Origin of the sequence: Bradyrhizobium sp. LA6.1, from assembly GCF_040547805.1 — a bacterium.
GTDB classification, from domain to species: Bacteria; Pseudomonadota; Alphaproteobacteria; order Rhizobiales; family Xanthobacteraceae; genus Bradyrhizobium; species Bradyrhizobium barranii.
The window spans coordinates 12328-26513 of record NZ_JBEPQK010000032.1 but is presented as its reverse complement, the minus strand read 5'-3'; the positions used below and the strand labels follow the sequence as shown (position 1 = coordinate 26513).

Below are 14186 nucleotides of genomic sequence, written 5' to 3'. Positions count from 1 at the left end.
AGACCTTTACCCATCCCGCAATCGGCGCTCGCGTTCCCGGCGGGATGGTCTATAACGCCTTCCGATCCCAACGAAATTCGTTCATTTCCCGCCGATGGCCCCGTCGCGACAGGCAAAATCGTCCAAAACCGTGCGCCGCGTCCTGACCGGGCTGGTCGCCTGCGCATGTCTGCTCGCAGGCCTGCCCTCCGCAAAGGCCCAGGCCCCGGCCAAGCAGCCTCCGGCGGCACCCCAGGCCACGCCGCAGGTCGCGCCTCAGGCGGCCCCGCAGGCCGTGCCCGGCTTCTGGGACCCGCGTCGGCGGCCGGAGCGGCCCGACCTGTCGCGCCTGACCGTGATCCGCTTCCTGACCGAGACCGACTATCCGCCGTTCAACTACACCGGCGCCGACGGCAATCCGGCCGGCTTCAACGTCGATCTCGCCCGCGCGCTGTGCGAGGAGATCAAGGTCACCTGCACGGTGCAGATGCGTCGCTTCGAGACCCTGGTTGACGCGCTCTCCTCCAACCGGGGCGATGCCATCATTGCCTCGATGGCGGTGAGTCCGCAGCTTCGCGTCCGCGTTGATTTCACCGATCCCTATTATCGCGTGCCGGCGCGCTTCGCCTCGCGCAAGGATGCGGTGATGCCGGAGATCCGGCCCGAATATCTCGAGGGCAAGAAAGTCGGCGTCATCGCCGGCTCTGCGCACGAAGCGTACCTCAAGGCGATGTTCACCGACGCCGAGCTGCATCCCTATCCCAACGACGACGCGATGCGCGCCGCCTTGCGCAAGGGCGAGGTCGACTTCATCTTCGGCGACGCCATCTCGCTGGCGTTCTGGATCAACGGCACGGATTCCGGCGATTGCTGCGCCTTCTCCGGCGGTCCCTTCGTCGAGAGCCGCTTCTTCGGCGAGGGCATCGGCATCGCCGTCCGCAAGGGCAACGACGTGCTGCGCCAGGCCCTGAACTGGGCCCTGTTCCGCGTCTGGGAGAAAGGCCGCTACACCGATCTGTGGCTGCGGTATTTTTCGGTGAGCCCGTTTTAGTGCCGTAGGGTGGGCAAAGGCGCGCTAGCGCCGTGCCCACCGTCTTTGGCAGTGGTGGGCACGCTTCGCTTTGCCCACCCTACGATTCCACGATAAAGGCGCTGCTACTTTTGCATTCTGCCCGGAAATCGCTATTTTCCGCGGCCCGGAGGCCCCTGAATGTCTGTCATCGATCTTGCCGCGAACCCGAGCGACCTGCGTGCGCTCGCCGAACAATCCAACGCCTGGCCGTTCGAGCAGGCGAAGGCCATTGTCGCGCGGCTGAAGAAAAGCCCGAAGGACGAGGTGCTGTTCGAGACCGGTTACGGCCCGTCCGGCCTGCCGCATATCGGAACGTTCGGTGAGGTCGCGCGCACCTCGATGGTGCGCCATGCTTTCCGCGTGCTGACCGAGGACAAGATCAAGACGCGCCTGCTCGCCTTCTCCGACGACATGGACGGGTTTCGGAAAGTGCCCGACAACGTCCCCAACAAGGAGATGCTGGCCGCGCATCTCGGCAAGCCGCTGACGCGGGTGCCGGATCCGTTCTCCAACGAGTACCCGTCGTTCGGGCACCACAACAACGCGCGGCTGCGCGCCTTTCTCGATCATTTCGGCTTCGACTACGAGTTCGCGAGCTCGACCGACTACTACACGTCCGGCCGCTTCGACGCGACGTTGCTGAAGATGTTAGCTGCCTACGACAAGGTGATGGCGATCATCCTGCCGACGCTCGGGCCCGATCGCCGCGCCACCTATTCGCCGTTCCTGCCGATCAGCAAGACCACCGGTGTCGTGCTCCAGGTCCCGATGATCCGCCGCGACGTCGCGGCCGGTACCGTGACCTATGTCGATCCCGATACCAACCAGGAAGTCGAGACGCCGGTGACGGGCGGCAACGTCAAGTGCCAGTGGAAGGCTGACTGGGCGATGCGCTGGGTCGCGCTCGGCGTCGACTACGAGATGGCCGGCAAGGATCTCATCGACTCCGTGAAGCTGTCAGGCGCGATCGCCAAGGCGCTCGGCGCCACGCCGCCCGAAGGCTTCAACTACGAGCTTTTCCTCGACGACAAGGGCCAGAAGATCTCGAAGTCGAAGGGCAACGGCCTCACCATCGACGAATGGCTGCGCTACGCCTCGCCGGAATCGCTGTCGCTGTTCATGTATCGCGAGCCGAAGGCGGCCAAGCGGCTATATTTCGATGTCATCCCGCGCAATGTCGACGACTACCAGCAGTTCATCGATGGCTTTGCGAAGCAGGATGGCAAGCAGCAGCTCGGCAATCCGGTCTGGCACATCCACAACGGCCATCCGCCGAAGGGCGACATGCCCGTCACGTTCCAGCTCCTCTTGACGCTGGTGTCGTCGTCGAATGCGGAGAATGCCGAGACGCTGTGGGGCTTCATCGGCCGTTATCGTCCCGGCGTGAGCCCGCAGACGCATCCGAAGCTCGATGCGATGGTCGGCTATGCCATCAACTACTATCGTGACTTCGTGGCGCCGACGAAGCAGTTCCGCGAGCCGACCGAGGTTGAGCGCGCCGCGTTGCAGGATCTGCGCGATGCGCTGTCGCAGCTTCCGCAGGAATCCTCGGCCGAGGACATCCAGAACGTCGTCTACGAGATCGGCCGCCGCGAGCCGTTCCTCGACCAGGTCAAGAAGGGCAAGGACGGCCGTCCAGGCGTGACGCTCGACTGGTTCAACATGCTCTACCAGGTGCTGCTCGGCCAGGAGAAGGGCCCGCGCTTCGGCTCCTTCGTTGCGGTCTACGGCGTGCAGAACGCGGTGAACATGATCGACGGCGCGCTGGCGCGAAGCGCGTAGTAGATGCCGTAGCCCGAATGTCGCTACGCTCATCCGGGCTACAGATTTGAAGCGCGCCTCAGATCGAGCGCAGCACGAAGCGCCGGTTGTCCTTCTGCACCGGGCGCGCGTTCATCGGATAGAGCTTTGCGAACGCAGCGACGTCGGTGGCTGACACCTGGATCGGGTCGGTCAGCAGCAGCCATTCGACCACCTCCGAACAGGGCGGGGTCGTCAGCGAGCCGGAGTAGCGGAAGTAGCTCAGCCTGTGCGGCAGCATGGCGTGGGGATCGATGGCCGCGTCGGCTTTCACCGCGGGGCCTTCCGCCGCGGGCATGGTCTTGACGATCTTGCCGAAGGCCGTGTTCGGCTTGCCTTCCGCCATCAGCACGCCGACCACGGCGAGTCCGCCGGCATCGTTGCGATGCACGAAGTGCGCTTCCATCGGAAAGTTCTTGCCGCCGATCATGTGCTCGCTCGGCCGGTGGAAGTGCACCTGGAGCAGCTTGTATTTGACGTCGCCGAGCGTGAGCGTGCTGCCTTCGGCGAAGTTGAGCTGGATCGTGTGCCCGTTGTTGACGATGGTGTCGGCGCTCTTGCCCCAGTTCAGCTTCAGAACAGGCAATTGCGACTTGATCGTCCCCTCGATGTCGATCGGCGATTGTTGCAGGCCGACCGCGCAGGCCTTGTTCGCCGCGTCGAGATCGCCCCATTTGGCCGGGCCGCCGGCGCCCTCGTAGCTCCAATGCGTGCCTTCGGCGGCAAAGGCCGGCTTGCACAGCGGACAAAGCGCGAGACCCGCCAGGGCCTTCAATGCGTGACGGCGATTCATCATATCCCCCTGTGATGAATTTGATCGGAAAAATCGGCCGCAACCTATGCGAGAGGGACGGTGAGTCGCAAGGTCGCCGAGGCGAGAAGCGGCGCGGCCGGCGTCATGGTCCGGTCACGACGCAATCACTGGCTCACCCACACGATTCGCGCGATCCAGCCGACGTCGCTCGGCGCCATCGTATGCTCCGCCTGCGATGCATCGAGCGGCTGCAATTCCAGTGCCTTTGCCGTGCGGCGCTTCAGCGTCGCGACCGTCACCTCGCCCGCCTTGGTCTTCACCACCACGCGATCGCCTCTGCGGATCGGTGCGCGGGGCGAGATCAGGATGACGTCGCCGTCGCGATAGGCCGGGGCAAGCGCATCGCCGGAAATCTCCAGCGCAAAAGCGCGACTGTCCTCGGCGGTGGGAAGCGCGAGTTCGGTCCAGCCCTTGCCCGATGGAAAGCCGGACTCGTCGAAAGCGCCGCTCGCGCCGGCTAGCGCGAGGCCGAGCAGCGGCACCGAGTGGCCGTCGCTGGCGTCGTCACCGGTCAATCCGGCAAAGGTGTCCATCGAGGAGCCGGCCGCCGCCAGCGCTTTCGCGATCGATTCGGTGGATGGCCAGCGCTCACGCCCGTCGGGGGTGACGCGCTTGGACTTGTTGAAGGTGGTGGGATCGAGCCCGGCCCGCTTGGCGAGGCCGGACGGCGACAGGCCGGCACGCTCCGCCAGCCGATCCAGCGCTCCCCAGATCTGGTCGTGAGTCAGTATCCTCTGCGCTTTGGCCTGTCTGACCATGGAAGGTCCAGCCCGTCGCAACTCAGGAAAACTGTCCTCAAATCAACCGGTTTTCCGTTTTTCGCGCAAGGGGTGGTGGGGGAAGCATTTTCAAGCGAAGCGGATACCGGTTCGCGTCAAGAAAACGCGTCAAAACAAGAATTTAAAGCCCCGTTCCGATTTCATCGGAACGGAAATGGCTCTAAGCCTTGAGTTCGGAGGGGGCGGCCATTACGGTCGCGCCCGGGTTTTGAGGACCCGCACGAGACGAAAAAACCCAAAAGACTCAAAGAGCAAACAGGGCTGCGTGAGCGGTGGTCAAGATCTACAAAATCTGTCCGGCCTCGGCCTGGCGCGAGGCGGAACGGCAGGGTGTCTACCGGGGCAGCGCGGACGATTCGCGCGACGGTTTCATCCATTTCTCGACCGCGCCCCAGGTTCCCGAGACCTTGCGCAAGCACTATTTCGGGCAGCGCGCGCTGTTCCTGGTCGAGGTCGACGGCGACGCGCTCGGCAGCGCATTGCGCTGGGAGCGCTCGCGCAATGAGGAGCTGTTTCCGCACCTCTATGGCGAGCTCGATCTCGGCGCGGTGCTGTCGGTGATGAACCTCAACATGCGCTCCGATGGCGGCCACGACGTTCCGGAGCTTATGCCGTGATCCGCGCCTTCGACGCCTTTTCGCTGCCGGTGCTGCGCTGGCTCGATCCGGAGGATGCGCATCGCCTCGCGATCCAGGGCCTGCGCTTCCTGCCGCCGGTCAAGCCGCGGCCTGACGATCCCAAGCTGGCAGTGCGTGCCTTCGGGCTCAACTTCCCCAATCCGATCGGCATGGCCGCGGGCTTCGACAAGAGCGCCGAGGTGCCGGATGCGCTGCTGCGGCTCGGCTTCGGCTTCGTCGAGATCGGTTCGGTGACGCCGAAGCCGCAAAGCGGCAATCCGCGGCCGCGGCTGTTTCGCCTGGAGCGCGACGAGGCCGTGATCAACCGCATGGGCTTCAACAATGACGGCGCTGAAGTCGCGCTGCGCAGGCTCGCGGCGCGTGCGCAGCACGGCGGCATCATCGGGGTCAATGTCGGCGCCAACAAGGATTCGCCGGATCGCGTTGGCGATTACGTCAAGCTGATCGAGACCTTTGCACCGGTCGCGAGCTATTTCACCGTGAACGTCTCCTCGCCGAACACGCCGGGCCTGCGCAATTTACAGGAAGGCGCGCTACTGGACGATCTCCTCGCCAGGGTGATCGACGCGCGCGAGCGGGTGCGCCAGAAGGCCGGCGACACGCCGGTGCTGCTCAAGATCGCGCCTGATTTGAGCCTCGCCCAGCTCGACGACGTCGTGCAGGTGGCGCGCTCGCGCCGGGTCGACGGCATGATCGTGGCGAACACGACGATCGCGCGGCCGAGCACGCTGCGCGAGGAAATGCGCGCCAAGGAGCAGGGTGGCCTCTCCGGCCGGCCGCTGTTCCGCCTGTCGACGCGCATGGTCGCGGAGACCTATGTGCGCGTCGAGGGCGCGTTCCCCTTGATCGGCGTCGGCGGCGTGGATTCCGGCGGCGCCGCGCTGACGAAGATCCGCGCCGGCGCGAGCCTGATCCAGCTCTATTCGTCGCTGGTCTACAAGGGCCTCGGCCTGGTCGACGAGATCAAGCGTGACCTCACCTCGACGCTGCTGCGGACGGGGCGGGATTCGCTGTCCGAAATCGTCGGCGCCGACGCGGCGACACTGACGGCGGAAGACTGGCCTGGGATGTAGCCACCGTCCCGTAGCCCGGATGGAGCGCAGCGCAATCCGGGAATCTTTCCGCGAGCACGAAGATCCCGGATTTCGCTGCGCTCCATCCGGGCTACGAATCTACGATTTCGGGAACGTCACCCGATACAGCGCCGGATAGCGCGCGCCCTGCAATCCGCCGCGGGCGACGTAGAACGCGATCAGCGCGCTCCACAGCCCGGCATTGCCGAACGATTGCAGCGCCCACCAGGCGCCGATAAAGATCGTGAACGATAACAGCATCAAATTGCGCATCTCGCGCGCCCAGGTCGCGCCGACATAGATGCCGTCGAAGCCGAACGCGAACACGCCGGGGATCGGCGCAAGCACGATGAACGGCAGGAAATCGCGCGCGGCGCGGCGGACGTCCTCGCTTGCGGTCATGACATTGATCAGGTTAGGCCCGAACAGCGCGAATAGCACCGCGACGACCAGTGCGAAACCGAGGCCCCACAGCAGCACCAGCCGGGTCGAATCCGCAAAGCCCCTGGCATCGCGAGCGCCGAACGTGCGCCCGCAGAGCTGCTGGGCTGCGTTCGCAAGACCGTCGAGGAAGAAGGCGCTGACCAGCAGGAAATTGTTCAGCACGGAATTCGCCGCCAGCGTGACATCACCGGCGCGCGCGCCCTTGGCGGTGAAGAACAGGAACACGGCGATCAGCGCCGCAGTGCGGATCATGATGTCGGAGTTCACCGCCAGCAGCCGCATCAGTTTTGCCCGGTCGAGCAGCGTGGCAAGGGGCACCGCAAAGCCGCCATCCGCATAGCGCCGGCAGACGACCACGCCGAGCACGAAGCCAATCGTCTCCGAGATCAGTGCGGCGATCGCCGCGCCCGCGATGCCGGTGTCGTAGACCAGCACCAGCAAGATCGTCGCCGCCATGTTGATGAGGTTGATGACGACCTGCAGCAGCAGCGCCGGATTGGCGCGCGCCTGCCCCACCAGCCAGCCGAGAATGACGTAGTTGGCGAAGGCGAACGGCGACGACCATATCCGGATCATGAAATAGGTCTTTGCCGCGCGCGTGACGCCTTCGCTGCCGCCCATCAGGTCGAACAGCCCGGCGGCCAGCGGCAGTTGCAGCACGATCAGCGCGGCGCCGATCAGGCCTGCGACGATGAAGCCGCGCACCAGGATCACGGTCTGCTCGCGCGTCTCGCCCGCGCCCATCGCCTGCGCCGTGAAGGCGAGTGTGCTCATGCGCAGGAAGCCGAACAGCCAGAACAGGCAGTCGAAGATGACGGAGGCCATCGCGACACCGCCAAGCAGCGCGGCATCGTCGAGCCGCCCGATCGCGGTGGTCGAGACCACGCCGATCAGCGGCGTGGTGAGGTTCGCGACCATCGCGGGACCGGCGATGGTGAAGACCTGGCGAGAGCCGATCCTGGGATGAACGGGCGCGTGCATGTCAGAACACGACCACCATGCCGTCTTCGGCGGCGAGATGCGGTACGTTGTCCAGGCGCGACAGCACGTCGTCGCTCATATGGGTGAGGACCAGGCGTTTCGCGCCGATTGCTGGCAGATGCTGTTCCAAGGTCTTCAGGCTGAGATGGTTCTTGACCACCTTCTCGTACATATAGGCTTCAGCAATGAAAAGGTCCGCGCCATGCGCCAGCGGAATGAGTGTCTCCGTCCATTCGGTGTCGGCGCTGTAGGCGAGCGTGCGACCTTCAACCTCGACGCGGTAAGCCAAGAACGGCCCGCCGGATTCGCCGTGCACCACCGGGTAGGGCGTCACATTCACCCCGCCAAAGGTTTGGCTTCGCCCGGGCGCGAGTTCGATGAGGTTCAGCTCGAAGCGCTGCTTGGTCTTCGAGGAGTGCTCGAACAGCGCCTCCATCACTTGGCCGAGCCGCGTCTCGAGGCCTTGCGGGCCCGCGATGGTCAGCGGCCGGGTCCGCCGCGAGAATTGCGCATCGAGCAGGACGAAGGGGAGCCCGGCAAAATGGTCGCCGTGGAAATGCGTGATCAGGATCAGGTCGATCTCATCACGGTCGATTTCGAGTCGCTTCAGCGCCGGCAGGGCCGACGCGCCGCAATCGATCAGGAAGTTGGCCGCGCGCCCCGAGACGTGGAAGCAGGTGTTGAGCCTGCCGCCCGAGCCGAAGGCGTCGCCGCAGCCGACAAAGCGCAATTGCATCGGCTGCGGGCTCCCAAATCCTTACCTGTTGCGCGGCGCGCCGAATACGCGCGAGAGCAGCCAGATCGGAACCACGATGACGGCGCCGAGCAGGAAGTAGCGCCACAGCCAGTTCACCGCGTCGAAGCCGAGATCCCAGAGGCGCTGGAACAGCAAGCGGATGCTGTAGATGATATTCCAGGGATCGAAGCCGATCGCGGCGAGCACGACGCCGACCAGGATCGAGAGCAGGACCAGGCGAAACGCGACCGCCAGCGGCGAGCCGCCGAGAAAGCGGTTCAGCCCATCGCTGCGGCCGGCCGGCAAATCTCTGACGTCTTGGACCATCTCAAACTCCTCGCGGGGATTCGACCCCATTATAGGTCACGGCGGGGCAGATGGGGAACCCGCATTCCCTCGTCAATGGCTGTCGGCGGACGCCGCAACCTTAATTGTTGGTAGGGATTCGTCAGCCTTCAGCATCCTTTCCAGCGTTTCCAGCCGGTCGGCCTCGCGCGGCGGCTTGTCCCAGCGCAGCCGGCTGATGCGGGGAAAGCGCATGGCGACGCCGGATTTGTGCCGCGGGGAACGCTGGAGCCCTTCGAACGCCACCTCCAGCACCAGCCCCTTGTCGCGCTCGTGCACGACGTGGCGTACGGGGCCGAATTTCTCGGTGGTGTTGCGGCGGACGAAACGGTCGATCTGCAAGAGCTCCTCGTCGGTGAAGCCGAAATAGGCTTTTCCGACCGGCACCAGCTCGTCGCCGGCTTCGCCTTCGGTCCAGACGCCGAAGGTGTAGTCGGAGTAATAGGACGAGCGCTTGCCGTGGCCGCGCTGCGCATACATCAGCACGGCGTCGATGATGTGCGGATCGCGCTTCCACTTCCACCACTGGCCTTTTGGTCGCCCCGGCAGGTAAGGCGCATCGCGCCGCTTCAGCATGACGCCTTCGACGGCATCGGCATCTTCGCCCGCGCCGGCACTCGCGGGATCGGCGCGCGCCGCGGTCAGCGCCTGCCAGCTTGCGAAGGGCACGGTGGGCGATAGGTCGATGCGGGGATCGTCGAGCTTGCCGACGAACGTCTCCAGCCGTTCGCGCCGCTCCGCGAAGGGCAGCTCGCGCAGATCGTTCTCGCCGTCGCCGAGCAGATCATAGGCGCGCAAATGGATCGGAAACTCCTTGATCAGCTTCGGCGAAACGACCTTGCGGTTGAGGCGCTGTTGCAGAACATTAAAACTCTGCACGCGGCCTTCGCGCAGGATCAGAAGCTCGCCGTCGATTGCGCCCGCCAGCCGCAGCGACGGCACGATGTCCGGAAAGCTCCCCGTGATGTCCTCGCCGGTGCGCGAATAGAGCCGCGCCGTGATCTGCCCGCGGTCATCGCGGCCCGCCACCGCCTGCACGCGGATGCCGTCCCATTTCCATTCGGCGATGTAGTCGGCGGGATCGAGCGCGGCGAAATCCGTGTCCTCGATCGCGTGCGCGAGCATCACCGGGCGGAACGGCGCGGGATCGCGATTGACCGGCTTTTCGCCGCGGCCTTCCAGCCAGGCGAACAGGTCGAGATAGGGAGGGCTGAGCCCCGGCCAGATCAGCTCGACCTCATGCGGGTCCTTGTCGCCGAGCGCTGCGGCTGCAGTCTTGGCGAGGCGCGCGGAAATGCCGATGCGCAGCGCACCGGTGACGAGCTTCAGCAGCGCCCAGCGGCCCGTCTCGTCGAGCTCGTCGAGCCAGCGTTCGAGCTGCTTTGGCAGCTCGGTCTTGCCGAGCGTGCGCAGCGTGGTGACGACCTCGGTGAGGGTTGGGGGCGGCGGGTTGTTGTGGTTGCTTGGATGTGTGGACTCATGAGCATCCCGCCCGCGGTACCCCTCTCCCTGCCCCTCCCCCGCAAGGGGGGAGGGAACGGAGAGAGTGGTGCCTCCATCACTCGCTGAATCACTGTCAGTCGTGATGCTCACCGGCCGCCGCGCGCTCCGCTGCGCTCCCTCCCCCCTTGCGGGGGAGGGCGGGGGAGAGGGGTGGCCCGGAAAAGACTTTCCGTTGCCGGGCACCCGCCGCGGCCACATCAGCGCCACGGTCTCCGAGAGATCGCCAACGTAATCGTAGGACAACCCGAACAGCACCTCATCCGTACGCGCCGCGATCAGATCGCGGATCAGCGCGGGCTTGGCATGCTTGAAGCTCAGCGCGCCGGTCAGCGCGGCCAGCGCGTAGCCGCGGTCGGGATCGCCGACCTCGCGGAAATAGCCGGTGATCAGCCGCAGCTTGTTGTTGCGGCCGGGCTCGTAGGCGAGGCGATCCAGCAGTTCGGCGAAGCGGTTCATGCTTCGGCCTCATCTTGAAGCGGCGTCTCGCTCTCCTCCTCCTCGCCATAGCCGACGAGATCGAGCGGCTGCGCGCGAAGACCTTGCGACTTGCACCAATGCACCAGCGCATCTTCCTGGCCGTGCGTCACCCAGATCTCGCCGGCGCCGGTCGCGGCGATGGTCTTGGTGAGGCCATCCCAATCGGCATGATCGGAGATCACCAGCGGCAGCTCGATGCCGCGCTGCCGTGCGCGGGCACGCACCCGCATCCACCCCGAGGCAAAGGCGGTGACGGGGTCGGGAAAGCGCCGCGTCCAGAGGTCCGAGGTGGCCGACGGCGGCGCCAGCGTGATGGTGCCGGCGAGCGCCGCCTTCTTGACGCCCAGCACCGGCTTGAGCTCGCCGAGATTGATCCCTCGGCTCTGATAGTACTCGGTGATCTTCTCCATCGCGCCATGCAGGTAGATCGGTGCGTCATAGCCGGCCTGTCGCAACAGCGCGATTACGCGCTGCGCCTTGCCGAGCGAATAGGCGCCGACGAGATGTGCGCGTTCGGGAAACAATGCAACGGAGGCCAGCAGCTTCCTCACCTCGCCCGCGGCATCGCCATGGCGAAACACCGGCAGGCCAAAGGTGGCTTCAGTGATGAAAACGTCGCATGGCACGAGCTCGAACGGCGTGCAGGTGGGGTCGGGCGCATCCTTGTAGTCGCCGGAGGCGACGATGCAGGTGTCCTTGCAGGTCACGGCGATCTGCGCCGAGCCCAGCACATGACCGGCCGGGTGAAACCTCACACGGACGTCGCCGAGCCGGATCTCCTCGCCATAGCGGATCGCTTGCGTCGAGCCGGCGAAGTTCTCGCCGTAGCGCAGCCGCATCATGTCCAGCGTTTCCTGCGTCGCCAGCACCGCGCCATGGCCGGCGCGGGCGTGGTCGGAATGGCCGTGGGTGATCACGGCCCGCTCGACCGGGCGGACAGGGTCGATGTGGAAGTTGCCAGGCTTGCAGCACAGGCCGTCAGCAGTTGGCAGCAGGATGTCTTGCGGACGCATGTCCATCATATAGGGAGCGGCCACCCCAAATGAACCCGTCATTCGCGGGCTTGACCCGCGCCTCCATCCTCTTAAACAGTTCCCTTTTTGATGGATTGCCGGGTCGAGCCCGGCAATGACGAGCCGAGTCCCTATGCCCCTGCGCCTGTTCCACTCCTCCGGCGATCTCATGGCCGACCGCCGTTTCGAGTTCGCGCGCGACCTCCAGCTCAAGGGCGATCTGCCCGCCGCCGCCGACCTCATCGAGCAGGCGATCGAGCTCGCGCCTGACTTCACTTCGGCCTGGTTCACGCTCGGCGAGATCCGCCAGCAGCTCGGCGAGCGCGACAAGGCGATTGCGGCGTTCCGGAAAGCACGCGACTGCGACCCCGAGGACCAGCACGGCTCCGCCCTGCATCTGATGCGGCTCGGCGACGCGCAGATGGCGGAGATGCCCAAGGCCTATGTGCAGGCCCTCTTCGATCAATATGCGCCGCGCTTCGAGCATACGCTGATCAACGATCTCGACTATCGCGCACCGTCGCTGATCTTCAAGGCGGTGGTGGCCGCGCGCGTCGCCGCAAAGAAGCCGGCCCTGTTCAAGCGCACCATCGATCTCGGCTGCGGCACCGGGCTTGCCGCCGCTGCCTTCGCCAAGCAGGTCGATCATTTCATCGGCATCGATCTGTCGCCCGGCATGATCAAGGAGGCGCGCGCCACCGAGCTCTATGCCGAGCTCGAGGTCGCCGACATGATCGAAGGCCTGCGCACCAAGGGCGATGCGAGCGCGAACCTCGTCGTCGCCGCAGATGCGTTCGTCTATCTCTCCGATCTCGCGCCGGTACTCGTCGAAGCCAAGCGCGTGCTCGTATCCGGCGGCGTGCTCGCTTTCACGCTGGAGACGCATGACGGCAGCGGCATCGTGCTCGGCGAAGGCCTGCGCTATGCCCATTCGGCGGAATATGTGCGTGACGCGATGGCGAAGGCCGGGCTCAAGCTGCTGACATTGGAGCCGGCATCGCCACGCATCGAGAACAACGAGCCGGTGCGTGGCCTCGTCGTCGTCGCCGAGAAAACTTGAGTTTAGGCGCTAAAAACCCCGCGATTTGAGCGTCATTGCGTCGCTGAGCTGCGACTTCCCACTTGCGACCCGCGCTGCGATGCCAGCACAATGCGGGCGCTAGGGAGAAACAAAAATGACCAAAAATCCAACGCGGCGCGATTTCAGCGCCGGCGCGCTCGCCACCATCGCTGCATCCACCTTGCCTGCGCCGCATGTCTGGGCTGCGGAGAAGAAATACGATGCGGGCGCCAGCGACACCGAGATCAAGATCGGCCAGACCGTGCCGCATTCCGGGCCCGGCTCGCTGTACGGCGTGCTCGGCCGCATCGGCGAAGCCTATTTCCAGATGCTGAACGAGAAGGGCGGCATCAACGGCCGCAAGGTCAAGTTCCTCACCATGGACGACGCCTACAGCGCGCCGAAATGCGTCGAGGCGACGCGGCGCCTGGTCGAGCAGGAAGAGGTGCTGGCGCTCTATGGCTCGCTCGGCACCGCGCCGCAGACCTCCGTGCACAAATACCTGAATTCGAAAGGCGTGCCGCAACTGCTGCTCAACACCGGCGCGTCCAAGTGGAACAATCCGAAAGAGTTCAAATGGACGATGGCGGGCCTGCCGCTCTATCCGACCGAAGCGCGCATCCTGGCGCGGCACGTCCTCAGCGTGAAGCCGAATGCCAAGGTCGGCATTCTCTACCAGAACGACGATTTCGGCCGTGACTTCCTCGGTCCGTTCAAGAAGGTGCTGGCGGATGCCGGGGGCACCGCGCAGGTGATCATGGAGCAGACCTACGATCTGACCGATCCGACCGTCGATTCCCAGCTCATCAATCTCTCGAAATCGGGCGCCGACGTCTTCTACAACATTTCCACCGGCAAGGCGTCGTCGCAGTCGATCCGCAAAGTGGCCGAGCTCGGCTGGAAGCCGCTGCAGCTGTTGTCGGCGGGCTCGACCGGCCGCTCGATCCTCAATGCCGCGGGCCTGGAGAATGCCGCCGGCATCGTCGCCATCCGCTACAACAAGGAAGTCGGCCTGCCCAAATGGGAGAAGGACCCGGACGTGATGGCGTTCGAGGAGCTACGCAAGAAGTACACGCCGGCGATCGATCAGGACAACACCATCGCCTTTGCCGGTTACGGCCAGGCCGTCACCATGGGCGAGATCCTGCGCCGCTGCGGCGACGATCTCACCCGCGCCAACGTGCTGAAGCAGGCGTCCACGCTCGCAGGCTTCCACTCGCCCTATTTCCTCGACGGCGTCACCTACAGCTACACGCCCGAGGACTACACGCCGATGAAGACGCTCTTCATCTCCACCTTCAGCGGCAAGGACTGGGACATCTCCGACAAGCCGATGTCGGAGTAGGTGCGGCAGAGTGCCGTAGGGTGGGCAAAGGCGCACTTGCGCCGTGCCCACCATCTCTCCGAGCACCTCGGTGCGAATGGTGGGCACGCTACGCTTTGCCCACCCTACGAGACCTATTCACATTTCC

13 protein-coding genes are annotated in these 14186 nt (G+C 65.1%); 6 read left to right on the top strand and 7 right to left on the bottom strand.

The genetic code is table 11. The annotated features are described in order from the left end of the window. The first annotated feature begins 94 nt into the window (after nt 1–94). The gene (locus tag ABIB99_RS42385) at nt 95–1030 is read left to right on the top strand and encodes an ABC transporter substrate-binding protein (RefSeq protein ID WP_063979856.1); all 936 of its coding nucleotides are present in this window, start codon (nt 95–97) and stop codon (nt 1028–1030) included. Nucleotides 1031–1189: 159 nt separating this feature from the next. Further along, the gene (locus tag ABIB99_RS42380) at nt 1190–2833 is read left to right on the top strand and encodes a lysine--tRNA ligase (protein ID WP_354181798.1); all 1644 of its coding nucleotides are present in this window, start codon (nt 1190–1192) and stop codon (nt 2831–2833) included. 58 nt (nt 2834–2891) lie between these two features. On the opposite strand, the gene ABIB99_RS42375 is transcribed toward ABIB99_RS42380, so the two are convergent. Both ABIB99_RS42375 and ABIB99_RS42370 read right to left on the bottom strand, forming a co-directional pair. After that, nucleotides 2892–3644 (bottom strand): carbonic anhydrase, encoded by a 753-nt coding sequence (locus tag ABIB99_RS42375; RefSeq protein ID WP_063985922.1) that lies wholly within the window; start codon nt 3642–3644, stop codon nt 2892–2894. A 125-nt stretch (nt 3645–3769) separates the two neighbouring features. Beyond that, on the bottom strand, nt 3770–4423 hold the full coding sequence (locus ABIB99_RS42370) for a S24 family peptidase (RefSeq protein ID WP_354181796.1): 654 nt from the start codon (nt 4421–4423) through the stop codon (nt 3770–3772). A 293-nt stretch (nt 4424–4716) separates the two neighbouring features. Here ABIB99_RS42370 and ABIB99_RS42365 point away from each other — a divergent pair, with 293 nt between their 5' ends. Then, nucleotides 4717–5061: a DUF952 domain-containing protein gene (locus tag ABIB99_RS42365; protein ID WP_354118884.1), complete on the top strand. Its 345-nt coding sequence runs from the start codon at nt 4717–4719 to the stop codon at nt 5059–5061. Continuing rightward, nucleotides 5058–6155, top strand: a complete 1098-nt coding sequence (locus tag ABIB99_RS42360) for a quinone-dependent dihydroorotate dehydrogenase (RefSeq protein WP_208084073.1) — start codon at nt 5058–5060, stop codon at nt 6153–6155. Before ABIB99_RS42365 ends, ABIB99_RS42360 begins: the two co-directional genes overlap by 4 nt. A 99-nt stretch (nt 6156–6254) precedes the next feature. On the opposite strand, the gene ABIB99_RS42355 is transcribed toward ABIB99_RS42360, so the two are convergent. From ABIB99_RS42355 to ABIB99_RS42335, 5 genes are all read right to left on the bottom strand, one after another. Then, nucleotides 6255–7580 carry an MATE family efflux transporter gene (locus tag ABIB99_RS42355; RefSeq protein ID WP_354181793.1) on the bottom strand — a complete coding sequence of 442 codons (1326 nt, stop codon included), beginning with the start codon at nt 7578–7580 and terminating at the stop codon, nt 6255–6257. A 1-nt stretch (nt 7581) separates the two neighbouring features. Continuing rightward, on the bottom strand, nt 7582–8316 hold the full coding sequence (locus ABIB99_RS42350; RefSeq protein ID WP_354181791.1) for an MBL fold metallo-hydrolase: 735 nt from the start codon (nt 8314–8316) through the stop codon (nt 7582–7584). 21 nt (nt 8317–8337) lie between these two features. Then, nucleotides 8338–8643 carry a DUF6460 domain-containing protein gene (locus tag ABIB99_RS42345; RefSeq protein ID WP_063979849.1) on the bottom strand — a complete coding sequence of 102 codons (306 nt, stop codon included), beginning with the start codon at nt 8641–8643 and terminating at the stop codon, nt 8338–8340. 72 nt (nt 8644–8715) lie between these two features. Beyond that, a complete protein-coding gene (locus ABIB99_RS42340; RefSeq protein ID WP_354181788.1) occupies nt 8716–10620 on the bottom strand; it encodes an ATP-dependent DNA ligase in 1905 nt (634 codons plus the stop codon). Then, complete coding sequence (locus ABIB99_RS42335) at nt 10617–11654, bottom strand: ligase-associated DNA damage response exonuclease (protein WP_354181843.1); 1038 nt, start codon at nt 11652–11654, stop codon at nt 10617–10619. Before ABIB99_RS42335 ends, ABIB99_RS42340 begins: the two co-directional genes overlap by 4 nt. A gap of 133 nt (nt 11655–11787) precedes the next feature. On the opposite strand from ABIB99_RS42335, the gene ABIB99_RS42330 reads away from it, so the two are divergent. After that, complete coding sequence (locus tag ABIB99_RS42330; protein WP_354181841.1) at nt 11788–12714, top strand: class I SAM-dependent DNA methyltransferase; 927 nt, start codon at nt 11788–11790, stop codon at nt 12712–12714. Nucleotides 12715–12829: 115 nt separating this feature from the next. After that, on the top strand, nt 12830–14059 hold the full coding sequence (locus ABIB99_RS42325) for an ABC transporter substrate-binding protein (protein ID WP_354181786.1): 1230 nt from the start codon (nt 12830–12832) through the stop codon (nt 14057–14059). Nucleotides 14060–14186 lie beyond the last annotated feature (127 nt).

Excerpts from the sequence above, each read along its gene's own strand:
- ABIB99_RS42385 (WP_063979856.1), top strand. The coding sequence starts at position 95 with ATGGCCCCGTCGCGACAGGCAAAATCGTCCAAAACCGTGCGCCGCGTC.
- ABIB99_RS42380 (WP_354181798.1), top strand. The coding sequence starts at position 1,190 with ATGTCTGTCATCGATCTTGCCGCGAACCCGAGCGACCTGCGTGCGCTC.
- ABIB99_RS42375 (WP_063985922.1), bottom strand. The coding sequence starts at position 3,644 with ATGAATCGCCGTCACGCATTGAAGGCCCTGGCGGGTCTCGCGCTTTGT.
- ABIB99_RS42370 (WP_354181796.1), bottom strand. The coding sequence starts at position 4,423 with ATGGTCAGACAGGCCAAAGCGCAGAGGATACTGACTCACGACCAGATC.
- ABIB99_RS42355 (WP_354181793.1), bottom strand. The coding sequence starts at position 7,580 with ATGCACGCGCCCGTTCATCCCAGGATCGGCTCTCGCCAGGTCTTCACC.
- ABIB99_RS42350 (WP_354181791.1), bottom strand. The coding sequence starts at position 8,316 with ATGCAATTGCGCTTTGTCGGCTGCGGCGACGCCTTCGGCTCGGGCGGC.
- ABIB99_RS42345 (WP_063979849.1), bottom strand. The coding sequence starts at position 8,643 with ATGGTCCAAGACGTCAGAGATTTGCCGGCCGGCCGCAGCGATGGGCTG.
- ABIB99_RS42340 (WP_354181788.1), bottom strand. The coding sequence starts at position 10,620 with ATGAACCGCTTCGCCGAACTGCTGGATCGCCTCGCCTACGAGCCCGGC.
- ABIB99_RS42335 (WP_354181843.1), bottom strand. The coding sequence starts at position 11,654 with ATGCGTCCGCAAGACATCCTGCTGCCAACTGCTGACGGCCTGTGCTGC.
- ABIB99_RS42330 (WP_354181841.1), top strand. The coding sequence starts at position 11,788 with ATGCCCCTGCGCCTGTTCCACTCCTCCGGCGATCTCATGGCCGACCGC.
- ABIB99_RS42325 (WP_354181786.1), top strand. The coding sequence starts at position 12,830 with ATGACCAAAAATCCAACGCGGCGCGATTTCAGCGCCGGCGCGCTCGCC.